Origin of the sequence: Butyricimonas sp. DFI.6.44 (genome assembly GCF_022132345.1) — a bacterium.
GTDB lineage: Bacteria > Bacteroidota > Bacteroidia > Bacteroidales > Marinifilaceae > Butyricimonas > Butyricimonas muris.
In genome coordinates, this window is record NZ_JAKNJD010000016.1 from 22523 (window position 1) to 47297 (window position 24775).

General features: G+C 46.6%; 19 protein-coding genes and 1 tRNA gene. 4 read left to right on the top strand and 16 right to left on the bottom strand.

The window, feature by feature from the left end; all coding sequences use genetic code 11:
• Positions 1 to 5: 5 nt before the first annotated feature.
• From L0M98_RS19480 to sufB, 4 genes are all read right to left on the bottom strand, one after another.
• Positions 6 to 1226, bottom strand: a complete 1221-nt coding sequence (locus tag L0M98_RS19480) for a cysteine desulfurase (RefSeq protein WP_099290430.1) — start codon at positions 1224 to 1226, stop codon at positions 6 to 8.
• Positions 1227 to 1229: 3 nt separating this feature from the next.
• Entirely contained in the window at positions 1230 to 2591 is a 1362-nt protein-coding gene (gene sufD, locus L0M98_RS19485) for a Fe-S cluster assembly protein SufD (RefSeq protein ID WP_227217400.1), read from the bottom strand.
• A 6-nt stretch (positions 2592 to 2597) separates the two neighbouring features.
• A complete protein-coding gene (gene sufC / locus L0M98_RS19490) occupies positions 2598 to 3365 on the bottom strand; it encodes a Fe-S cluster assembly ATPase SufC (RefSeq protein ID WP_099290795.1) in 768 nt (255 codons plus the stop codon).
• Between the two features lie 124 nt (positions 3366 to 3489).
• Positions 3490 to 4935: a Fe-S cluster assembly protein SufB gene (gene sufB, locus L0M98_RS19495; protein ID WP_099290432.1), complete on the bottom strand. Its 1446-nt coding sequence runs from the start codon at positions 4933 to 4935 to the stop codon at positions 3490 to 3492.
• A gap of 501 nt (positions 4936 to 5436) precedes the next feature.
• On the opposite strand from sufB, the gene thiL reads away from it, so the two are divergent.
• Positions 5437 to 6489 (top strand): thiamine-phosphate kinase, encoded by a 1053-nt coding sequence (gene thiL / locus L0M98_RS19500; protein ID WP_227217399.1) that lies wholly within the window; start codon positions 5437 to 5439, stop codon positions 6487 to 6489.
• A gap of 10 nt (positions 6490 to 6499) precedes the next feature.
• On the top strand, positions 6500 to 7102 hold the full coding sequence (locus L0M98_RS19505; RefSeq protein ID WP_227217398.1) for a hypothetical protein: 603 nt from the start codon (positions 6500 to 6502) through the stop codon (positions 7100 to 7102).
• 344 nt (positions 7103 to 7446) lie between these two features.
• On the opposite strand, the gene L0M98_RS19510 is transcribed toward L0M98_RS19505, so the two are convergent.
• The 9 genes from L0M98_RS19510 to L0M98_RS19550 form a co-directional block, all read right to left on the bottom strand.
• Positions 7447 to 9744, bottom strand: coding sequence for a Gldg family protein (locus L0M98_RS19510; protein WP_227217397.1), 2298 nt, complete (start codon positions 9742 to 9744; stop codon positions 7447 to 7449).
• A gap of 20 nt (positions 9745 to 9764) precedes the next feature.
• The gene (locus L0M98_RS19515; protein WP_099290436.1) at positions 9765 to 10685 is read right to left on the bottom strand and encodes an ABC transporter ATP-binding protein; all 921 of its coding nucleotides are present in this window, start codon (positions 10683 to 10685) and stop codon (positions 9765 to 9767) included.
• 117 nt (positions 10686 to 10802) lie between these two features.
• Positions 10803 to 12428 carry a hypothetical protein gene (locus tag L0M98_RS19520; RefSeq protein ID WP_227217396.1) on the bottom strand — a complete coding sequence of 542 codons (1626 nt, stop codon included), beginning with the start codon at positions 12426 to 12428 and terminating at the stop codon, positions 10803 to 10805.
• Between the two features lie 37 nt (positions 12429 to 12465).
• Positions 12466 to 13167, bottom strand: a complete 702-nt coding sequence (locus L0M98_RS19525) for a DUF4843 domain-containing protein (RefSeq protein ID WP_227217395.1) — start codon at positions 13165 to 13167, stop codon at positions 12466 to 12468.
• 23 nt (positions 13168 to 13190) lie between these two features.
• A complete protein-coding gene (locus tag L0M98_RS19530) occupies positions 13191 to 14699 on the bottom strand; it encodes a RagB/SusD family nutrient uptake outer membrane protein (protein WP_227217394.1) in 1509 nt (502 codons plus the stop codon).
• Positions 14700 to 14711: 12 nt separating this feature from the next.
• Positions 14712 to 18041 carry a SusC/RagA family TonB-linked outer membrane protein gene (locus tag L0M98_RS19535; RefSeq protein ID WP_227217393.1) on the bottom strand — a complete coding sequence of 1110 codons (3330 nt, stop codon included), beginning with the start codon at positions 18039 to 18041 and terminating at the stop codon, positions 14712 to 14714.
• Positions 18042 to 18201: 160 nt separating this feature from the next.
• Positions 18202 to 19365: a FecR family protein gene (locus tag L0M98_RS19540; RefSeq protein ID WP_227217392.1), complete on the bottom strand. Its 1164-nt coding sequence runs from the start codon at positions 19363 to 19365 to the stop codon at positions 18202 to 18204.
• Between the two features lie 81 nt (positions 19366 to 19446).
• Positions 19447 to 20007: an RNA polymerase sigma-70 factor gene (locus L0M98_RS19545; RefSeq protein WP_227217391.1), complete on the bottom strand. Its 561-nt coding sequence runs from the start codon at positions 20005 to 20007 to the stop codon at positions 19447 to 19449.
• A 202-nt stretch (positions 20008 to 20209) separates the two neighbouring features.
• Entirely contained in the window at positions 20210 to 20578 is a 369-nt protein-coding gene (locus tag L0M98_RS19550; RefSeq protein WP_222621225.1) for an RNA recognition motif domain-containing protein, read from the bottom strand.
• Between the two features lie 230 nt (positions 20579 to 20808).
• Here L0M98_RS19550 and L0M98_RS19555 point away from each other — a divergent pair.
• Positions 20809 to 20881, top strand: a tRNA-Phe gene (locus L0M98_RS19555).
• A 253-nt stretch (positions 20882 to 21134) separates the two neighbouring features.
• On the opposite strand, the gene L0M98_RS19560 is transcribed toward L0M98_RS19555, so the two are convergent.
• Entirely contained in the window at positions 21135 to 21446 is a 312-nt protein-coding gene (locus tag L0M98_RS19560) for a hypothetical protein (RefSeq protein WP_099290444.1), read from the bottom strand.
• Between the two features lie 96 nt (positions 21447 to 21542).
• Positions 21543 to 21941, bottom strand: a complete 399-nt coding sequence (locus L0M98_RS19565; protein ID WP_099290445.1) for a hypothetical protein — start codon at positions 21939 to 21941, stop codon at positions 21543 to 21545.
• Positions 21942 to 22035: 94 nt separating this feature from the next.
• Here L0M98_RS19565 and L0M98_RS19570 point away from each other — a divergent pair, with 94 nt between their 5' ends.
• Positions 22036 to 23061: a helix-turn-helix transcriptional regulator gene (locus L0M98_RS19570; RefSeq protein WP_227217390.1), complete on the top strand. Its 1026-nt coding sequence runs from the start codon at positions 22036 to 22038 to the stop codon at positions 23059 to 23061.
• Positions 23062 to 23154: 93 nt separating this feature from the next.
• Here the strand turns inward: L0M98_RS19570 and L0M98_RS19575 are convergent, their stop codons facing one another.
• On the bottom strand, positions 23155 to 24768 hold the full coding sequence (locus tag L0M98_RS19575; RefSeq protein ID WP_227217389.1) for a PKD-like family lipoprotein: 1614 nt from the start codon (positions 24766 to 24768) through the stop codon (positions 23155 to 23157).
• Positions 24769 to 24775: the final 7 nt, after the last annotated feature.

Here is a 24775-nt window from a genome sequence, read left to right on the forward strand (position 1 = left end):
TGTCTTTACATTTTGAAAATCTGTTCTATTTTCTTCAACCCGGCACAGAACACATCTATTTCCTCCCGGGTATTGTACATGGCTATCGATGCGCGAGCCATCGCGGTTACCCCATAATGTTGCATCACCGGCTCGGCACAAAGCTGTCCCGTCCGCACGGCAATACCCATTTTATCCAACAGCGTCCCGAGGTCAAACGGGTGAATCCCCTCTATCCCGAAAGAAATCACGGAAGACTTTTCCGCCGCTTCCCCGTAAAGGATGATACCGGGAATCCGGCGAATCTGCTCCATCGCGTACCCCAACAACTCGTGCTCGTAACGGGCTATCCCGTCCAAGCCAATCCGGTTCACGTATTCCAACGCCTCGCCCAAGCCAATCACCCCGATAAAATCGGGTGTCCCCGCCTCGAACTTGAAGGGCAACTCGTTGTAAGTCGTTTTCTCGAAACGCACTTCCTTGATCATCTCGCCCCCCCCCTGCCACGGCGGCATCTGTTCCAACAGGCTTTTCTTCCCGTACAACACACCAATCCCCGTGGGACCGTAAATCTTATGACCGGAGAACGCGAAGAAATCACAATCCAATCCTTGCACGTCCACCGGAATATGTTGAATAGCCTGCGCCCCGTCCACCAAAACGTATGCCCCGCGGGCGTGGGCGGCATCTATAATCTGCTTCACGGGATTCACCGTTCCCAGTACATTCGACACGTAAGCCACGCCAACCAGTTTCACCCGCTCGTTCAACAACTTCCCGAACACCTCCATGTCCAACTCACCCTTGTCATTGAAAGGCACCACCTTCAACACCGCTTTCTTGCGGTCGCACAACATCTGCCACGGAACGATATTCGCGTGATGCTCCATCTCCGTCACGATAATCTCGTCCCCCTCGTTGATAAATGCCTCACCGAAAGAGTGCGCCACGAGATTGATACTCTCCGTGGTTCCCCGGGTAAAGATAATCTCCTCGGTGAACGCGGCGTTGATAAACTTCCGCACGATTTCCCGTGCCTCCTCGTTCGCGTCCGTACATTTATTACTCAGGTAATGTACCCCGCGATGCACGTTAGAGTTATAACGCAGGTAATATTCCGTCATCTTATCGATCACGGTCAGCGGACGTTGCGTGGTTGCCCCGTTATCCAGATACACCAGCGGTTTATCATAGATTTTTTCCTCCAGTATCGGAAAATCCTTCCTGACTTGACTTACATCGAACATAATTTATTGCTTACAGTGCATCACACAATTGTGGCACTTCGTTAATTCTCCTCTTAAACGTTTATCCACCAGATTGTCAATCTCCTCCCGCAGAGGTTCCAGTTTCACCCGTCCGACAATCTCATGCGCGAAACCGAACATCATCATCAAGCGGGCTTCCGCCTCACCGATACCCCGGCTACGCAAGTAAAACATAGCCTCCTCGTCGATCTGTCCCACGGTAGCCCCGTGACTGCATTTCACGTCATCGGCATCAATCACCAGTTGCGGCTTCGTGTTCACCTGTGCCGTGTCAGTCAGCAACAAGTTATTATTCGCCTGAAAAGCCTCTGTCTTCTGGGCATCCGGTCGCACGGTAATCCGTCCGGCAAAATTCGCCAGAGCCGCGTCGTCCAACACGCCCTTGAAATGCTGGTTACTCGTGCAACGCGGGGCGATGTGGTCGATAAAGGTGAAATTATCCACCTGTTGTTTCTTGTCAGACAAGTACATCCCATACAGGTTACACTCGCACCCCTCCTCGCTCAAGGCGGCGTACAAATTATTACGAATGAACCCGCCGTAAAGCGAGATCACGTTGGCATCATAACGCGAGTTCCGCTTCTGGCAAACAAACACGCTGTTAATCTGCGACGCCTCTATATGTTGATTCTGCACGTGATAGTATTCAAATGCGGCATTCTCACCGACGACCACCTCCGTGGCATTATTCGACAGGAAAACATCATCCGACAAGGTATGGTCACATACCAGAATCATCGCTTTCGCGTTACGTCCCAGCACCACCATATTTCTCTGGAAAGACATCAAATCCGCATTAGCCCGCATCAGATTCACTATTTGCAACGGACGCTCCATCACCACGTTATCGGGCACGTACACGAACACGCCGTCCTGCGCAAAAGCCGTGTTCAGCGCCACCAACCCGTCCGAGTCAGCCGGACGCGTGTATTGGTCATAGTGTTGCTCGAAAATCTCCTTGTACTTCACGCTCGCCTCGGCAAGACTGCAAATGATTACCCCTTCCGGAATCCCGGGAACACGGTTTTCCTGCACGAACCACCCGTTGATGGTCAGCATCAGATTAGTTTCCAGATTCGGCACATGGCACTTGAACAACTCGTTCAAATCAACACCCTGCTTGATATGTTTCAATACCACCTTGTAATCCCGGTCGAAAACAGGCAACGTATCCGCGTACAGGTAATCTTCCGTCTTGTACGGGACACCGCCCAGCGCCACGAAACGCCCGAACGCTTCCTCCCGGTGACGGTTCATCACCTCGCCGCATCCCTCCCGGAGTAACTGTTGTCCCTCCCGGAAAAGGGTGGCAAAATCGTTATTTATTTTCTCTAATCTCTCCATTGTCTATTACTTACCGGAATGTACTTCCTCTTTTATCCAATCATAACCGTGTTTCTCCAACTCCGCAACCAACTCCTTGCCGGCGGTTTTCACGATTCGACCGTCATACAGCACGTGCACCACGTCGGGCACGATATAATCCAACAACCTCTGGTAGTGCGTGATCACGATCGTGGAATTATCCGGACGCCGCAACTTGTTCACCCCGTTTGCCACGATGCGCAAGGCGTCGATATCCAAACCGGAATCCGTCTCGTCAAGAATAGACAATTTCGGCTCCAGCACCGCCATCTGGAAAATCTCGTTCTTCTTCTTCTCCCCGCCGGAAAAGCCCTCGTTCAACGAGCGGTTCAACAAACGGCTGTCGATGCTCACGAGTTCCATCTTCTCCCGGATCATCTTCAGAAACTCACCGGCAGGATAAGGCGGCAGCCCCTTGTATTTACGCTGTTCATTCACGGCAGTCTTCAAGAAATTGACCGTGCTTACACCGGGAATCTCCACCGGATACTGGAAACTCAGGAATATCCCTTCCCGCGCCCTGTCTTCCGCCGGCAACTCCAACAAGTTCTTACCGTTAAACCAAACCTCCCCTTCCGTCACCTCGAAACACTCCCGTCCCGTCAACACGGCGGAAAGTGTACTTTTCCCTGCCCCGTTCGGTCCCATAATCGCGTGTATCTCGCCCGCGTTCACCTCCAAGTCAATCCCTTTCAAAATCTCCTTCCCGTCTATCGAGGCGTGCAAATTCTTTATCTTTAGTAAACCCTTCATATTCATTTTAGATTTTAGATTTTAGATTTCAGATTCCAACCGCACCAACCGCCCTCGTCCAAAACCATAAATCATAATTTGTCATTCATAAATCGTAAATCTCAAATCATAAATCGCTTCCATATCATCCCACGCTTCCTTCCAAGCTAATCTGCAATAATTTCTGCGCTTCAACGGCAAACTCCATCGGCATTTTGTTGATAACATCTCCGGCGTACCCCTTGATGATCAAGCCGACAGCGTCCTCCGTGGATATTCCCCGCTGGTTGCAGTAAAATATCTGGTCTTCACCGATCTTGGAAGTCGTCGCCTCGTGTTCCACCTGCGCCGTGGGATTAGCCACCTCGAGATAAGGGAACGTATGCGCACCGCATTTATCTCCCAGCAATAACGAATCACACTGCGAGAAATTGCGTGCCCCGTGACAACTTTTCACCACTTTCACCTTTCCCCGGTAGGAGTTGGAACTATATCCCGCCGAAATACCTTTCGACACGATACGGCTACGGGTATTATTCCCGATATGTATCATCTTGGTTCCCGTGTCCGCTTGCTGGTAATTATTCGTCACCGCCACGGAATAGAACTCGCTCACGGAACCGTCGCCCTTCAATATCGTACTCGGGTACTTCCACGTGATCGCCGATCCGGTTTCCACTTGCGCCCAAATCAACTTGGCATTCTCCCCCTTGCAAATTCCCCGCTTCGTCACGAAATTATAGATACCGCCCTTCCCGTTCTTGTCACCCGGGTACCAGTTCTGCACGGTACTGTATTTCACCTCGGCATTCTTCTCGATCACGATCTCCACGATAGCGGCGTGCAGTTGATTCTCGTCCCGCTGCGGGGCGGTGCACCCTTCAAGGTAACTCACGTAACTCTCCTCCTCCGCCACGATTAGCGTACGCTCGAACTGTCCCGTCTTCGCCGCATTGATACGGAAATAAGTCGACAACTCCATCGGGCATCGCACCCCTTTCGGGATATACACGAACGACCCGTCACTGAATACCGCCGAGTTCAACGCCGCGAAATAATTATCGGAATAAGGCACCACGGAGCCCAAGTAACGTTTTATCAAGTCCGGGTGATTCTTCACCGCCTCGGAGAAAGAACAGAAAATAACTCCCCGTTCAGCCAACGCCTCCTTGAACGTCGTTTTCACCGACACGCTATCCATGACCGCGTCAACGGCTACCCCGGAAAGCGTCTTCTGCTCGTCCAAGGGAATCCCCAATTTATCGAAAGTAGCTTTCAACTCGGGATCAACCTCATCCCAAGACTTTTTCACTTCCTGCTTCGGGGCAGCGTAATACACTATATCCTGATAATCAATCGGCGGTATCTCCAATTGCGCCCACGCGGGCATCTTCATGGTCAACCAATGCCGATACGCTTTCAACCGAAATTCCAGCAACCACTCGGGTTCCTCTTTCTTTTGTGAAATCAACCGGACAACAGATTCGTTCAATCCCTTGCCGATCATCTCGGTTTCCACGTCAGAAACAAAGCCGTATTTATACTCACCCTCGGTTACTTCATTCAATATATCGTCTTGTTCTTTAGCCATAACTCATTAATTGAAAATTGAAAATTGAAAATTGAAAATGACAAGGATATACCCCCTGACAAGACCTAATTATTCAATTTGTGCAAAAGTACAAAAAAATATCACCTACCCAATTATCTATGGGGTAGATAATATCTATTACGTGATAAACCGATATTATGATTCAACCGCCGAGGCATAAACCCGCGAACAAGAAAAACTTGTAACCTACCAACCTGCAACGTAGCAAAGCCACAGGAGAAATGCGCCAAAACGCTTTTCATCCGGTCCATAAAGTCGAGCCTTCGGCTCTTAAAGTTCATAAAGTCTATAAAGTCACGGGCGTCCTTCGGACTGTGTTCATCGGCAGCAAAGCTGCCGTAGGTTAAGCACCCGCAAGATCTACGGATTTTACGAACCTTATGGACTTTATGAACCTTTGACTTGAGCAAAGCGACTTCCCATTTGCGTCATTCGGCAATTTAGTGTATTTTTGTACACGAAATAAGAAAGACACGAAACATGAGTGAAAACAAACCATTGACAAAACTATCCACGTTAGGGGAATTCGGGTTAATCCGTCACTTGACACAAGATATAAAATTAAAAAATACTTCTTCCGTGAAAGGAGTCGGCGACGATGCTGCAGTACTGGACTACAAGGATAAAAAAGTGCTCGTCAGCACGGACATGTTGATAGAAGGTGTACATTTCGACCTCGCGTATGCCCCATTGAAACATCTGGGATACAAGGCCGTGGCGACCAACGTCAGCGACATTTGCGCCATGAACGGCACGGCGAAACAGATTACCGTTTCGTTAGCCATATCCAACCGCTTTTCGCTGGAAGCCGTGGAAGAATTATACGAGGGGATTTACCTCGCCTGCGACCAATACGGGGTAGACCTCGTGGGCGGCGACACGACATCTTCCAAAACCGGCATGTGTATCAGCATCACCGTGCTCGGGGAAGCTGACGAGGAAGAGCTCACGTACCGCAACACGGCAAAAGAAAACAACTTAATCTGCGTAAGCGGGGATTTAGGAGCCGCCTACATGGGTTTGCAATTACTGGAGCGGGAAAAAGTGGTATTTCAAGAAAACCAGAGTTCCCAACCGGACTTCTCCGGCTACGAGTACATACTGGAACGCCAGCTAAAACCGGAAGCCCGGCAGGATATCGTCCGCCTGTTGAAAGAAAAAGGTATCAAGCCCACGGCCATGATGGACGTTTCCGACGGCCTCTCTTCCGAGGTATTGCACATATGCCACGATTCCGGTCTGGGTTGCAAAATATACGAGGATAAACTCCCAATTGATTACCAGACTTACAAAATGGCGGAAGAACTGAACATGAACGCCACCGTGTGTGCCCTCTCCGGCGGTGAGGACTACGAATTGCTGTTTACCGCCCCGCTGGAAGATTTCGAGAAATTATCCGCCATGGAAGGAATCAGCATCATCGGGCATACCTGCGCCAAAAGCGAAGGATATAACTTGATCACGAAAGACGGCAATTCTTTCGAACTGAAAGCACAAGGCTGGGTAAATTTTAACCCCGACAACCAACAATAAACGACCGACCATGAGCAAACTGGACAATATATTGGACGAATCTTTACTGCACAGCGCCAGCGGCGACCGGAAAGCCCTCCGCCTGTTGTTGAGAAAAGTCATCCCCGACAGATTCCGCTATTATCACGAGAGCCGGGCAATAACCCGCCAAGAGGAATTTTCCGATATGCTATACAAAATCCTCTTGCTCGAACTGGATGAGGAAGAAGAAGAAAGCATCGAACTGGCTGAACTGGCATACTTGGGCATCAGCGAAAGAATCACGTGTTCCCCGGAAAACATCTACGATTGCGTGAAGAAACGAATCATATTGATGCATTATTTCGCGGACTATTTCACGGATAGCATGATTGAGGTATTTCTGAAAAAATACAGGGCGGACAATCTATTGGAAGCCCGGAAACTTGCGCTGGAATCCCTCGAACGGATGCAGTTATTCGATATTTTCTTCATGGAACAAAACTTCGGCAACCGCATCGACCGGGACGAACAACTCACCGACGTCAGCAATGACATTGAACTCGCTCCCAACCTCTCGGACGAGGAACTGGAAGAAGCCGGACTGATGCACCGGGTGCTGTACGCCTATTTGAAAATGAAGTACAGGGAATAAACAACCCTTTACCCGGGGGAAAGCTACCGCGAAGCATTAAATTAGCCTTTCTCCCGCATCCCGAACACGAGGAACAACATTTCGCCAGCGTGTGTTAAAAAAGCATATACTTTACTAAAACGTGGGCGAAGTGTGGGCGAAATACAGGCGAAGTGTGGGCGATGTCGCCTAACACTCGGGCAACACCCGCCCTAAACCCTTCCTAATCTATTAGCTATCCCTTGAGTTAGGGATACTAAAGTATTGGCAAACGACTTAATTCATGCCATACAGAAAGAAGAGTGCACTTTTTACAGCACACTCTCCATGAAAAACACGTCTGATAAAAAGCACACTCCGGCGAACTATCTTCCCCGGCGACGAAGCCAGATATAGAGTCCGCACAAAACCATGAGTACCGGCAACACCCACATAAACACGATTTTCCAAACGTCCGCCCCGGTCTGTCCTAAATAGAAATCCGTATCCGTGGGTTCGGGTCTGCGAACGTCGATAGGTACTTCCTCGTCCGACATCCAATAGAAAGTTCCCATGATGACGGAAAAGTTGGAAGCCTTGATTCCTTTGCGCCCCGTGCTCAATTCACCGTTACTGATACAATCGGCATCACCGAAAATCATTATTTTCTGTTCTCTGCCTGCCACCTCCCGGGTCAAAGCAACAGTAGTCACGTAGGATTTCTGCACCTCCCCGCTTCCCGAATCCAAAGTCACCGTATCATCCACGAAATTCACGGTCTGCAATTCGTTCCATACTAAAGAATCGGTTCGGAATAACGGACTTACCTTAAAGCCTTTACCCGTGGTATACTCCAACCCGGACACGTTCGGCATAGTAACTACCGATTCATACTTCCGCATATCCGCAAAATGATAAACCAATTCCCCGGCCTCCTCCGTCGGGTAGGCTTGAATAAGTTCCGGCGCGTAATTCTCCGTGGCCCGGACAAGGATTCCCGGAACGAGTTTCACCCCGAACGATTCCAAAATCGGGCTCATCACGTCCCCCCGTTTCGGTTCGCTCAAGATTAAAAGATTGCCCCCGCGGGCAACGTACTTATCCCAATTCACCTGTTCCTCCGGCGTGAACGGGGAGCGCATCTCTGCCACCACAATGATATTCACGTCTTCCGGTACTTCCCGCTCCAACGACACTTCCGCCACGTCAAAACCTTGGTTCATCAGAGCATAACGGAATTTCTTGTCCTTCGTGAAAGCACTGTAATTCCGGTCACCGTCTTGGCGGATGTTCCGTTCGCCATGCCCGGTCAGAAAGCCCACTTTCGGCAATCTCATCGCGAGACGTTTGAAGGCAGCCGTGATTTCGGTTTCCCCCGGGTGATGCATCATATCGTTAAAAGTTCTCAAGAACGTCTTTTCACCACTCTCCCGTTCCAATACCCGGACAAACAAGTTTCCTTCGCCGGAAAGGTCGATTTGTTTCTTGATTTGTTCCGGAGTGATGAATAAATTGGAATCTAAATTAAAAATACGCATGTACTCTTTTGCCCGTTGTTCCGTATTTTTACCCGGGAAACGCTTGTCCATTTCCGGATTGACCACGGTATCGTAATAGTAGACATATTTCATTTTAATATCCGGCTTGAACCGGAGATAATGACGGAATCGCTGTTCATCATATTTCACCCGATCCGGCAGTGCCGTCCACACGTCTTTTTCATCCAACACGTTCACGTAGGTCGTTATCGTCATACCTCCTTCCAGACGTTTGATTACATCCTGACTGTTAGGTGTCAACGTATTCGTCTTGGTTGCCGTCGCGTCATAATAAGTCATCAACGACGGGCGGGAAGAAAGGTATCCCAGCAACATTGCCAGAAACAGCACGGAAAAGTATTTACCGATAGTAGACACCCACGGACTCTTCTGCCGCACGGATTGCATCCGTACCACGGCAAGCGCGAGGAACATCGCCACAACAATAATAAAATACAGCACGTCTTCGCTACAAATCAACCCGTTGACAAATTCATTGCAACGCCCCGATATGGAAAGCCAATAAGTAATCTCCCGTACCAGAGCTACCCCCTGCCACATATCTTTCACGAAATTCAACACCGCCAACATGGCTAAGGTCAACACGGCGGCAACCACTTGATAGGAAGTCAAGCTCGACATGAAAAGACCTATCGCCGCGTACGCGCAAATCAAAAGATACAACCCCAACAAGCCGGAGAGTACCGCCGGAAGGTCAAAGTCCTTCACCACGATTGCCGAAAAAATAATCATTAATACCAGCACCCCGATCAACGCTAACCCGTAGATCATCATCGACAAGAATTTGCCCAGTATAATCTGGGTATTGGTCACCGGCGAGGAGTACAGCAACTTGATAGAGCCGCTTCCCAGTTCCCGGCTCATCAATCCCATGGTAAGCAAAGGAATATACAGGTACAGGTAGCCTTGAATATCCGCGAATATAGAGTATTGAGAACTGGCGAACAGTATCGGGGTAAGGGGAGGGAGGGAATATCCCATCGTTTGCCCTTGGGCTATCTGTACCAGATATTGCCCGAACGCCATACACCCTTGAAAAGAGAAAATCACGAGTATCAACCACGCCACCGGTGAATAAAAAAGAGTTTGCAACTCTGTTCTAGCTATTTTATATATCGTTTTCATTGTATTTGTTTTTAATCTGTCTACTTTTTAGATAATTCAGCGAAAATAGCATCCAGAGAACTTCTCTCCAGATTGATTTCCGTCAAACGCCATCCACGGGCGACACTGGTTTCCACGACCCGCTCCATGACTTCCTGCGCATCGGAGAATTGCAACCGGTATTTCATTCCTCCCAATTCTTCCACGCGCAACACTCCCGGAAGGGATTGCAATTCTTCCACCGGGGGCATAGCTACCAGATTGACCATTATCGTGTTCGGGATGATGTAATTATCAAATTCATCCACGGAACCGGCGAATACCAGCGAACCTTGTTCTATCATGCGGATATAGTCACAGGTAGCCTGTACTTCAGACAAAATATGAGTGGAAAGCACCACGGTACAATCGCGGGCGATTTCCTTGATCAGATTCCGAATTTCCACGATTTGATTCGGGTCCAGCCCATTCGTGGGTTCGTCCAGCACAACAAAATCCGGACGATGGATGATGGCTTGGGCAATACCCACCCGTTGCTGGTACCCACCGGAAAGATTACGGATCAGACGCTTTTGGAAATGGGTAATCCCGCATCTCTCCATGACGTCCCCTACCGCCTTACGTGCCTCGCTATCCGACATCAACCTCATGTTAGCGCTGTAAATCAAATATTCCTCGACCGTCAAATCCATTTGCAATGGCGGTTTCTGGGGCAAAAAACCGATATGACGTTTCGCCTCCACGGGATTCTCCCGCATATCGATTCCCTTGATAAATACGTTTCCTTCCGTTTGCTTCAATACCCCGCAGATGATGTTCATCGTTGTTGATTTCCCGGCTCCGTTGGAACCCAATAATCCATAGATACCATTTTGAGATATTTCAAAATTAATATCCCGAACCGCCCACTGCACGCTATAGCGGTGTGACAAATTCTCTACTTTTACAATTGATTTTTCCATTCTTGTTATTTATACAGTAAATACTTTCGTTTATGCACACGACACCCTGACCACCCGGTAAACAAGCGGTCTTTTGGAGGTACTCCCGAACAAAGTACCTCCAAAAATCAAATACATCTATTGCGGGTAATATCTCATAAAAGTGACGCCGCCGTCATAGTGTTTCTCCCAAATAATCCGGTATAACGTTTCGCCCGGTTTCCGGGGGTCGGTGTACACTTGTACCAGTTTCATATCTCCCGTGTCAAACCCCACGGTGTACACGGCTCCATTCACATAACCGTCTGCCGCACTCGAGAAAGAACGCCCGGAAGACGCCGTCAATGCCAAATGCGTGATATTCCCAGTCACCCCGGTGCACTCGAACACTTTCTCCAACCCGGTTCCACTCGTTGTCATCCGGTAAAGTGTATTCCCCACGGCGAAATAAATGTATTCCGGTCCAAGCACACCTATTTTCCATGCTTGGAATACCGGCGTACCGGATCGCCACAGGCTTGCAATATCCTCCGAAACCTTGAAAGCCGACGTGGGCGAGTACGTGATTTGCGTTTGATATACCCGGTATGTGAATTGTTGCATATAATAATCCCCGTTTTTCTTGTATACAAGATACCACGTACTCTCGGGCGTTATCGTACCGGAATTGAGTACTTCTATTAACTCTGCGTCAAAATTACTCAATGACATATAATTATCCGGCAACGCGGGATATTCCGGGAAAGCGGAAACGACTGTTTTGTCCACAACCGATGCCACAATCAAGAAACGCTTTTTCTCCCGCTCGTAAACCATCCCAACCGGGAAGATTCGGGTAGCCTTGATTTCTTCGCTTCCTTTATCCGGTATATCATAAGGATCATCAAACGTCAACGGCTCGGAAATAAAAGAACCCGTGCAGGGGATGCCGTCGTCATAATTGATGCGGGAGTAAATTTTACCCGACTCGTCCAGCAACAGGCTGATCGCCCCCGTGTTCACGAAGTCTACCGGTTTCAAATTAGCCGGAATTTCAACAAACTCATCCCGCAACATGGTAATTCTCCTGATTGTTTTCTGCTTCACGGTCACCGCTTTCGTGTAATCCTTATCCAACAGTTGGAAATATACTTCATCCAAATTCCACGTCAAGCCGGTCATACGTTCTACTTTCACGACATGCTCACAAGGAAATTCCTCGCCGTCATTGCACAAGGGATAGATATTTTCATGACCTATATATTTAGTCACGCTAAACCCTTTCAACGACTCCCCGAAGAAGTCAATGTCTTCCTTGACATAAGAGAGTTCCACGAAATCGAAAGCTCCCTTTCCCCCGTGATTTCCCATAATCATCACCCCCCGCTCGAAAGGAGCCGCCATTCTTATTACAAACGTGTAGACGAAAGCGCTCTCCCCGCCTTCCCGCCAGATATACAAAGCCCCCGACGTTTCATTCATAAACGTATCCTCGTACACTTCCTTTTCGGCAACCACCTTGCCATCTACCCGCCACTCGTAGGTCAGTTTTTCCGTACCCCGGTAATATGCCCGTGCATTCATTTTCAATTCAGTACCGGGAGATACGGTAAAACTAAAACCGCTCTTTTCTTCCAATACCACAATCTTTGTCCCCGCGTTCTCGTTCGTGATAATGACCGAATCCGGCAGTAAAATAGCAGATGTATTCAAATTGGTTTTGTCGTCCAGACAACCGATGCCGAAAAACCAAAGTATATTGCATAGCCAAAATAATTTTCTCATAATTGTTCATTTAAAAGTTTTGTACTTTTATATCATCTTACCCGGCAATAGGTACTTTCATTGTAGTGCCGTCCACATCCTCACGAGGTTTTGCCTCCAGAGCCCGCTTGAATTTTATCGCGTAATGCCGTTTCTCGGAAGGTGTCAACACCCCGAAATCCTGAATTCCGGTTTCCTCAGCGAAAGCCAAATACTTCAAGTAAGAATATTTACCCAGATAGGACAATTCCACGACTCCACCTTCTTCCCACCATTCGGGACGATCCACCACGTCGGACACGTGCAGTTCGATGTACACCGAATCCCGCGTATAGGGCTCGAAATTCTCGTTCTTCACCAGTTCGAACCTCAATACTTTTACCCCTTCTTTCAGCACCGGCTTCCGGAGAACGGTAATTTCTACCGTATCGACATTCCCCCGTCCCCCGCGAAACACCTGTTCCAACGGCAAATCATAACATTCCGCCGGCAAGGTCGTCATCGTGTCGACCACCGCTACGCGGAATTTCAAATCCCCGGTCAAATCATTCCCGTTGAATTGTACGGGGAAACGGAACACTTTATCGGTCACGCCATCTTTCTCGAAAGCGAACGTGTAACTTCTCTTGTAATAATTCTCCCCCGGATTGCTGCCGAAAGTCAACCGGATATACCTGTCAGGAGAAAATAATTCAGGCTTTTCCTCCTCGCAAGCCACTAAAGCAAAGAATAAAAAAGATATGATATATAGATATTTCATGTCATTGCATTTTATTGAATTAATTACTGTATCGCTGACTCGTTATTCGGTACCGGCATCACTAATTTCCCGTGATGATCTACCGTCACGCCCTCCTCTATTCTCAAGGGCAAGTTCAACCGCTTGTAAACGTAGACCAGATACCCTTCCCCGATAAACTCCCGACGATACTCCCGAACAATAGCTTCACGGAAATTATCGGCAGAAATACCCTCCGACAATTTTAATGAACTGTTGCTCCGGGCATCAGCCATTAAATTAAAAATCTCGATTGCCCGTCCCGGGTTCTTCTCGAAAACACTCTCCGCGGCAATATAATAACATTCCGGGAAACGCAAGACGGGGATGAAATTCTTGGTCGCGTTCATCAACCGGACGTTTCCTCCCATATCCTCGGTCACGTTCCAGTAATATTTCATCAAATAGTCCGCGTAGAATCCTCCCGTGTACCTTACATCCGACAAATTCCCGGCAAATATATCCCGTATCCCGGCAACATTAATTTGCGGTCCCCGCATTCCGAAGTAGAGATCCGTCCAATCCGGATAGTCCGTGCGATAGAGCCCCAATAACATCTCTTTATGCAGGCGGGGTTCGGCGCTGTACACGAACACGGGACAAGCGATAGCACTCGGATAGGTGAAACTGTAAAACTTTTTGGATTCCACCATATTCACCACGGCTGACGCGTAAGTGTACGCTTTATCTTTTTCGCCGGCATACAGGCACACGCGTGAAAGTAACTGGAGCATAGCCCAATAATTAAACCGGAGAGCCCGATACTGGAAAAACTCATCCTTGACGGAAGTCACGTAACCGTCATTCAATGGCAAGCGAGTGGATACATTGTTATATTGGAAAGAAATATAACCTTTGTTGCCTTCCAAGGTATCCATCGGGGCAACGAGGTCTTTCGCTTTCTCCAGATCGGCTATTATATTTTGTAACACCTCTTTGGTCGGTAGCGGAGTATTAATTTTAGAGGGAAAAACAGTCACGTAAGGCACATAGGCAGTGACACCTCCCCCATCCGACACGGGAGCCTGCGCGAATACACGCACGAGTTCAAAGTGCATCATGGCACGAATCGCGTACGCCTCCCCCAGAATCATATTCTTGGTCAAGTCGCCCTCCGGGAAACGGGTTTCAGTGTCCTTATTCAAGTTTTGGAGCAAATTATTCGCCTCGGCAATCACGTTGAAGGCATCCAACCAAATACCGGAGGCAACGCCTTGGGCTGCCGTATTCTCGTATTTGAAGTTAGCGATCTCGTCCCAGCTCTGGTGATTCTCTTTATCCAGAATATAGCTTCCGCCCCAAGCCTCAACAGCACCGAAGGTCAATTCTTTCCCGTATAGATTCTGTCCGCCCATCGCTATATAAAGCCCGTTCAACGCGGCATAGTACCCTTCGGCTTCTTCAAACAATGTTTCTTCATAAATGTCCAGTTCGGAATTGACATCCAACCATTTCTCGCATGACGTGAACAACGTCAACGTGATCAACAAACTTGTCAAATATTTTACCTTCATAATCATACTATTTTAGAATCCCACGTTTATTGAAAAATTAAAACTTCTGGCAAACGGGTAGGAAGTTCCCCTCTCCCGCTTTATCGTAGAAACACGGAACACATCACTCGTGTTAAACGAGAATCTCATTTGCCGTAGAAACATTTTGCGCAATAGTTCCCGCGGCAATTCATAACCCAAAGAGAGTGATTGAAGGCTCAGCGTGTTGTCATCCTGCACGAAACGGCTAGTCGCGTATGTCGGCTTTTCCCAATCCTTTATGCTTTTGAATTTTGCCCGGTCACCCGGCTCTTTCCAACGTTCGGAAAACACCCGCTTGTCCACGTTTCCTTTCAAGTCGACATTCTCGATTTTCCCCTGCAAGGTTTCATTATACTGCTGCCCCCCGTAAGTATAGGTAAAATAAATATCCAGCGTGATTCCCTTGAAATAAAGGTTTGCAGACAACGTCCCGTTGAGCTTGGGTTCACTATTACCACATACCACGTTTTCCGAAGCCAACCACTTCGTGGCAATAGCACCATTCCGATAACGGAACATTTCCTGCCCGGTCTGCGGATCAATCCCCAGCGACTGCATGGCATAAATGGAAGAAGTCGATGCTCCCTCGGTAAATTTAATCAACGGCTTCATTGAAATTTCCTCCTCCACGTAATACCCATGTTCCTTGTCATCCAATAGCTTCTGGTAATTATCCTCTATCTGCTGGTTGTAGGACTTCAGCGCGTCCGAAACCTTAACGATCCTGTTCTTGTTTGTCGCCAAATTGCCGGAAACATAGCATTGAAAATCATTTTTATTCAACACTTTCAACCGCAAACTCACCTCATGCCCCTTGTTCAATATCTGTCCCACGTTCTCTTTGTAGGAAACAAAACCGGAAGAGGCGGGAATATACATATCCGCGATCAAATCCACGGTGCGTCGCTCGTAATAAGCATACGTCACGTCAATCCTCCCGTCAAACAGGCTCACGTTACCGCCCACGTCGGTAATTTTTGTTTTTTCCCATTTCAAATTCCGGTTCCCCATAGCCGCCATATCCACCCCGACACCCGTGGGGTAGACGAAATCATTCCTCATCGTGTAGACCGTGCGGGCTGTTCGTGCCGGGAAATTAGCTTTCCCCGTGATACCGTAAGACCCCCGTATTTTCAGTTCCGACAACCACTTGACAGATTTCATGAATGAATAATTATGGATATTCATCCCCAATCCAAGAGACCAGAACGGAGCAGTCCGGGACTCCGACCCGAAAGCCGAATTTCCATCCAGACGCCCGGTAAAGTCAGCCAGATAAATGTTGTTATATGTATAGTTCATGGAAAGCATGGCACCAAATAAACGGGTTTTCTGTCCGGAACTGATAATAGGTCCCGATAGCTCCCGAGCAAATTGAGGGTTCGTGAATGTTCCGCGGGGAAGGTCCCTCAACGATGTCGTTTTATCTTTGTCCTTACTCTCTTTCCAGTTTATTCCGGCTACCAGATTGATATTGTGGTGACCGATCAGATTGTTGTAATAGAGATTGACATTCCCGTCCATCGTGGTAACCTGCCCGTCACCCAGAACCAGTTCCCCTTTATAGGACGATCCCGCCACATCGTATTTACTGGCATCCGGGGAAGTGAAGTTTTCACTCGTGTTTATCTTGTGCGCCAAAGCTATATTAGCTCGAAGATTCAAAGTATGCGAAAAAAAATACTGAAGGCTGAAATTATTGAGAAATTCCTTGTATTCCGATTCATTATAACTACCTAAATTCGCATCCCATAACGGGTTTGCTTTCCGGTTTCCCTCGATGCTCTCTATCGTTTTCAAGATATTGCCGTCCTCTCCCAAATACGAGTAATAGGGATTCATCACCGTGTATTGGGCAAAAGAACCGTAAGGCGACTCCTCGGATTTCATTCCCGTGTACTGGGACATATTGGTAAAACGAATCTTCTTATAATTATACTGCAATTCGACGCCTATCCCGGAAGTCTTGCGGGACGAACCTTTCATGACACCGTTATTCGCTTGATAGTTGGCATCGAGAGCATAACGCAGACCATTCGGGTTACCACCCTCCAAACGTATCGTGTGCCTGCTGCTCGCCGTGTTGCGCAAAGGTTTCCCAAGCCAGTCCGTCTCGGTACCCTCTTCTATTTTCCGAAGTTTCTGTTGATACACCCGCTCCAGATGAGAGTAACCGTCATACATACCCGCTACTCTCTCAGCTTCCAACTTCTCTCTGGCATTCATCAGGTTATAATCCCTTAAATCCGGTAACTGTACATCCAGACCATAATTGTAAGTAATCAGTATTTCCCCCGTCTTAGGTGCCACGGTCGTGATTACGACCACCCCATTAGCCGCTCTCGAACCGTAAATCGCTGTCGCGGCAGCATCTTTCAACAAGGTGATCGATTCGATACGATTGATATCCAAGTCATATACCTTACTGACAGACACCTCGAACCCGTCCATGATAAATGTCGGCAAATTCGGATCATTCTGCAAGGCTGTTTTGGAAACACTCGCCGCGTCCAATTCCGTCAAACCAATCCCGGAAGCCCCCCGGATATTAATCTCCGGCAACACGTTCGGATTCGAGCCCATGTCATTATTCACCGTTATCCGGAATGAAGGATCCAACACCTGCAAGGATTTCAACACGTTCGTCGGAGATACCCTTTTCAATTCCGCCGCGGAAATGGTTTTCACGTTACCGGTAAAGGATTGCCTGCTGATATTGGCATAACCCGTTATTACCACGTCTTCCAAAAGAACCTTATCCTCCTTCATCACGACATTAATCGTGTCCTTCCCGGTATATTTCACCTCGACCGTTTCCATCCCGATAAAAGAAAAGACCAGCACAACGGTCTTCCCCATATCCGGGAAATTCAAAGCATAGCACCCGTCTTTGTCGGTCGCCGTCCCCAGCTTCATCCCTTTCAATTGCACGGTCACTCCCGGCAAAACGGTCTTCGTTTCATCCACGACTTTCCCCACGATCCGAATCTCTTTTTGCTTTCTTTCGTTAGGGCGGCTATCCTTCTCCCGGCGGATCAAGATCAAATCATTACTGAACTCGTATGTCAAGCCGGTACCTGCAAATATCCGTTTCAACACACTCTCCAACGTCTCGTTCTCCGCTTTCACGGTAAACTTCCCCAAATCCCGCGTCTGATCAATACTGAAAACGAAATTAAAACTCGTCTGTTTTTGAATTTCCCTCAGCAATGTATTAATCGACACGTCTTTCAGGTCGAGATTCACTTTTTCTTGCTGAGCCAGAGTTTTCGCCGTCAACGTGAAGGTGAAAACAAAGATGAATAGAATACACAATCTCATAATCAAAAAAATTTTACGACTTCGATGCCTATATTTTAGGCACGATTGCTTTTTTTTCATAACTTTGTATTTATAGGTTAATACTGCTTGAGGAGTTGGTGGTACAATCGCCTCAAGTTCTATCTATTACACAGGAAATGCTGCAATCATTTCCTGTGTCTCATTTTTGCACGGTCACAGTCTTATCCTTCACGACAAATGTCACTCCCACGATTCGGCTTATCGCATCCAATATCACGTCTATATTCTCGTATTTTTTCAGATAGCCTCCAAAATTATACTGTTTCAACTCCGGATTCTGGAAAACCACATCCACGTCATACCACAAAGCCAACACGTTCATTATATGTTCCAATGATTCATTCTCGAAAATCAGCACGCCATCTTTCCAGCCCGTGTACATCTCCGTATCCACTTTCCTAATGCCGACAAATTTCCCGTCCCGACCGAACTCTGCCAATTCCGACGGATTCACCTCGTATTCCCATGAAGAATTTTTTCCCTGTATCCCGATCCTCCCCTTGACAAGCACGGTCTGTACTTTCTCCCCGTAAGTATTTACATTGAACGACGTCCCGTACACCCGTATCCTCATGGCATCCGTGACGACATAAAAAGGTCTGTCCGTATCCTTTTCCACCTCGAAATAAGCCTCCCCGGAAAGATACACCTCCCGCTTTTCCCGGTCAAAGGTTACCGGGTATCTCAAACTCGTCGCGGCATTGATTTTCACCCTCGTACCGTCGGAAAGTTCCACACTGTACTCCCCTCCTCTTTCTGTACGGAGCACATTATATTCCTGTTTCCCAATTACACCCGAATCCCGGCTGTACATGATTCCCCCACCCGAATTTATAATACGTCCCCCCGTCTTTTCCATGAGCTCTTGATTCCCGTCCGAACTCAAAGCGATTTCAACCCCTCCCTCTATCTGTAACGTGGCTTTCACTCCTCCCGGCAATATCCCGGAAACAATAGCCACATCTGCCTTCTGCTCTTTTTCCAACAACTTTACCCCTATGCACACACATATCAATGGCAACATGACCACCGCCGCGTACTTCAACACTCTTCTTCCCACGCGACGGGAACGTTTATGCCCGATTCGTTTTTCAAAACGTCGCAATAGCTGTTCTTTCCGTTCTTTATCATATATGGCGAATCTGGCACCTATCTCTTGGCTATCTTTCACTTCCCTGTAAAAACGGGCATTCCGGGCAGCATTCCCGATCCATCGCTCCAATTCTTCACGCTCCTCATTCGTGAGCACCCCCAACAAATCCCGTTGAATCAATCTGACAATCCGATAATCATTATAATCCATATTTTTCTCGTTTTACATCAATAAAACGTTCAGGTACCCCAAACGAAGTATCCGAAATCAAAAAATATTTCAATTTTTTACTCAGCTCAACTTGAATACGGTCAGCAGGAAGAACAGATGCCCCATACGCTCCTTTATATATTGTACGGCTTTCACTTTCTGTGTCTTCACCGTGAACACGGACAGATCCATGATTTCGGCTATCTCGGCATTCGATTTTCCCTGCATGTGATACCTGAATATCTCCCGCCGTCTGTCAGGTAATTCCTCTATAACCGCGAAAAGCTCCCGGTAAATTTCCTCCCGCATCACTTTATAAGCAAAATCTTCCTCGTCATCCGAGGTCTCCCGCCGCATCACATCAGCGTATTTCTTCTCCACTCGTTGATGTCTCAACCAGTCTACACAGGCATTTCTCACGGAAGTATACAGAAAAGTTTTCAAACTATTGTAAGACCGGAATTTCATCTTCCCCTCCCATATATCTACAAAAACTTCCTGTACAACATCCTCCGCCACCTCTTTACATTCCACGTATCCCGTGGCAAAATAAAGCAACGAATCAAAAAAATCCTTGAACAAACGGCAAAAAGCATCCGTCTGTCTCTCGTTTATTTGCCTTGTGAATAATATTTCGTCCATTTCCACCAATATCGCTTTCTACAAAAATAGAGATTAAATTTATAAGATTATTCACACGACTTAAAAATATTTATCTCTAAATCTTTCGATATACACGTACCGCCCCAAGCAACAATACCGGACAACAAGAAAAGAACCCAAAATAGACACAAAAAAGAGCCATGCTTTGTTACACGGCTCTCTTAATCTTTAGCGATTGGGATTAGAATCTTCTTTCTCTCGGTGCTCTATAACCTCTATTATCGCCTCCTTCTTCTCTCGGTCTTGCTTTTTTCACAACAATTTTCCGTCCTTGAAAATCTGACTCGTTTAAAGCATTGATCGCGTTGAAACCTTCCGTCTCGTCTTCCATTTCAACAAAACCAAAACATTTAGAATTACCAGTTTCTTTGTCCATAATTACTTTGGCTGAAGAAACAGAACCGTGCTCCGCGAAAAGAGCTTGCAAGTCTTCACTCGTGGTGGCAGAACTTAGCTTTGCAACAAAAATATTCACAATAAAAATAATTAAAATTAATAATACATGTAGAAGGGTACGTAGATAGATATCTTTGGTTTCAACGATAAACAACTATTTAACTTCTACCGCAGCAAATATAACTAATTTATTAATAATCAAAAATTAATATCACTTTTTTTCGCTAATTCCTTAAAATTTATCTCACCCCCGAAAAACGATTGCCGGAAGCCACCTATTCTCCATCTCCCCTATTTTTTTCATCCCCGATTCTATTTTTTCTTTATAATCGCTTGCAATTTCAAAAAATTCCCCTACTTTTGCACCCGTTAAAACATAACGATGGTGCCATAGCTCAGTTGGTAGAGCAAAGGACTGAAAATCCTTGTGTCCCCGGTTCGATTCCTGGTGGCACCACTGAATCAGAGAGAGTTACAAAAGTGACTCTCTTTTTCTTTTTGGTTATTTTTAGGTGTTTTTGACCGTTTTGTCAACCAATTTGTCAACCGAAATATCAACCTATTTTTTGCCGCACCCACCTCAACAACAAGACTTTATTAAAAAAGGACAATCGAAAAATCCATGAATGAAGTTTGTTTCAATTACTGATTTTCCGATTGCCCCTTGTTTAAACCATGTTTAAACCGGAAACTAATCTGAGATTCCTACTTTAATCCCAAGAAGTAATCTCTCTCACTAAAAGAGGGTGATCCGATGAATTTTTCACGTTCACGATAATTTTCATCTGCTCGAAAAAACGCCTTATCTTCTCGTCAATTCCGGAAACATAAATCATCTTTATTCCGCATTCCGCGAGCCATTGGACGAAATAATTCACGTTCCAGTTTTTCACCTCTCTGTTTTTTATAGAAACAACCTTATCATCCTCTGTCGTAATCGTTGACACCTTTATCGCTTTTCCTTCTATATTTCCACTAAGGTGGCAAAGTTGGTTATCTTCTAAAAACAATGCTGCTTTCATTCTTTCCTTTTAATAAATTGTATATGTTATGTTATAAAAATCACACCACTCTATACGGATAAAGGAGCAAAAAGGTTTATTCTTTACACGTTAATCTCATTTATCATTTGGCGTGAAAAGTATATAATTACAGGCAGAAATTATAGTTATTAATAATCCCGACACGAGTACGAACCAAGCAAACGGATTGTCAACCATAAAAACAACAGACACGATTCCATTGATAAGCACAAAAATACTTATCAACAAAATCGGGTAAGCAAGAAACGTATGTGTTACATTCTTGGGGAGTAATAGCAACAATAACCACCCACTCAAAACAAGGGAAGCCCCACACATCAAACTCATATATATCACGCTATTAAAATCACTTCTCGACAAGCACTCCAAACCGTCTTGTACAAGTGGCGTGAATGTCGCGATCTCGTGTATAACTCCCAAACAGACTATCATGATGGATAAAATCTTACTCGCGGGTACCAATTCTATTTTCATATTTCAAGTTTTAAAAATGATAGAACAAATGTATATCGTATATCACTTGCATTATTGACAATAAAGCCATAATTTTGTCCAAAAGCGACAAAGCATGTATATATCGGCAGGTTTATTGAATATACTCATCAAGCAATTTCAAACGCCCACAGCGGAATTTTCCAAGTTATTCGCACAAAGAAAGTTTAACCAAGATACATTGCTAAACCCGACAACAAAAATTGACGCGAACATACTGGGATTATACTTGGAACACGTGGTAAAACAAAGCGGCAATAACAGAATAGGCTTAGAAACAGGATTTTTATTACCCTTTGTCTTAATCGGCAGTATGTACAATATTTATAACCGCAGTAAAAATGTCCGGGAGATTTTCGAGAATCCCGCACCTCTCGACCTCACGGCTAATGATATTCTAACCTACACGAACAGGGAGGACAACGATTATTTCTTTTTTGAAATATCAATGAATCGTGAATTCGCTCAACTATACCCGATAGCTTCCAGGCAATGGATGGAGATGCAATACGGCATTTCGCTTCAATACGCGTATAGTTTCACGGGAAGATATTTATATCCCTCGCGGGCTCACTCGATATACCCCAAGGAAGGCTCGATTGACAAACTCGAAGAGTTTCTATATTGCCCGATAGAGTTTAATCAAGACAAACTATCTCTCGCTTTCAAGCGTTCGGTACTGGATTTACCCATCATTACAGGAAACAAATCATTATATCCCGTCTTCGAGGACTACATGCACGAGATAAAACAAATGGATACGGAGCAAAGCAATAGTTTGGCAAGAACAGTTCGCCGCTATCTCATGCATAACCTTTCAAATACCGATTTATCTTTCAAACGCATGGCAGAAAAATTCAACATGAGTGAAAGAAACATGCAACGCAAATTAAAATCGGAAGGCACATCATACCAACAGATATTAAATAACCTACGAATGGATTTAGCCCAAGAATACATCAGGGAAAAAGTACCTTTCACAGAGATTGCTTTTTTACTAGGATTCGAGAGTCAAAGTGCATTCAACAAATTCTTTCATAAACAATTTCATACCACCCCCGGTCTTTACTCCGCCTCTTCCGTGTCCAGACAGAACGGATGACCTTCGGGGTCAAGCATCGTTCTGGAAGTTCTGAAAAACAGAGAGGGGAACGCACACGTTCCCCTCTCCCGAGCATAATAATCACCACGTCACCTATCGACGCTCACGATACACGACATCTTTTATTCGCGCGAAACCGTCATATTCCACCCGTTTCGTCACGGTATTATTCACCCCGTCAACCGGATAGAATCCTAACTTGCCCCCGTTATTATCCGGGGCATCCGTGTTATAGGAAGCAACCATCAGTTCATATTGCCGAGCCATAAACTCTTCGGACTGATTGTTCAACTGACCTAAAGAACATTGGCGATACAGGTTGAATTTCAACATCGTCACCACTTCACGATCCCCCAAAGCAATCGTACTCATCGGGTAAGTCGTGCTTGTTCCCAAGTTATGCAAATACACCTTATTCCCCACGGCATAAAACATATACGGGAATTGGGAATGAAAAGCGAAAGCCGTTGCCTTATCAAAATCGGGAGCATCCATATTCTCGTACTTGACTTCCTGCACGAAACCGTTACCGGACATATTAATCCCGTAAACGCGACGCCTTCCCCCGCCATCTTGCAAGACCGCGTACACCAATCCGTTAGAATAACGGGTACTCTCCATATGCACCAACTCCATGCCCGTCTTGAAACTGAACAAACCGCTTTCCGGATCAGGCAACGGGGTTAAAGTCTGCATCGCGTCATCATCACTGTAATTGTATTTCCACCCCACGAACCTCCGGTTATCCGTATCATACAACAAAGCTGTCGACGCATTCCCCGGACGAGCCATACTCACGCCGACATACGGGGCAACCTTGTATTCCGGTGCTTTTCCCCGTTCAGAAGTATTCACGGGATACTCGAAAGCAGCCCCGGCAGAACCCAGCACTTGCGCGTAAGCATTCCCTGCATCCGTCACGCAAAAGCAAGCCAAGGCTCCCGCCGTACTGCTGTTATTCACCGACGTGTAGCACACGACACGCTCATCCGCGGGGGGAATGATAAAATCAATATTATTGATATCCCACGAAACATCCGTCTTGAAGGTTTCCCGATCCAACTTATACGTGCCCTCACCCGTCATCACATAGATCACGTCATTAGGACTCGCGAAAAGATTCGGGTAAAAACCGATACCTCTGGCATGCTTCAAATCCGGCAATCCCAACGGCGCCAACAGGTCATAAGCCGGGATAATCCGCTCCGCGGAAATAACCGAAATCATATCCATCCGCACACGTTCTTCCTCCCCCTCGTCACAAAGCACCATCCACCCCTCATAGGTCGGGGACGACACCTTTATGTCGAAAGTAGCGGAAGCCTGTATTCCCGAACGCTTGTCCGTCACGGTAAACCACCCGATATACGTGTCCGCCACGAAAGCCGCCAACGTATCCAACTCCAGTGTTTTCGAGGGATTCAAATCCACCCATCTCTGCCCGGACACCATGACGCCCCCGGACTTTTTCTCGATCCTGTAACCGAATTCGAAATTAGTGTTATCCGCCCCGATCTCCCCTTCCAGCGAAGAAACGATCTTCGGTTTCACGACAATATGATCGGAATTTCCCAACACCTCAACCACCTCCGGGATATTCTCGATAGTTATTTCCGCCACCTCGTGGTACTCGTAATTTCCCTTATCATCAAAACAAGCACAAAGGGAAAAAGCAAACAAAAACAATATAATACGATTCATTTTCATAACATCA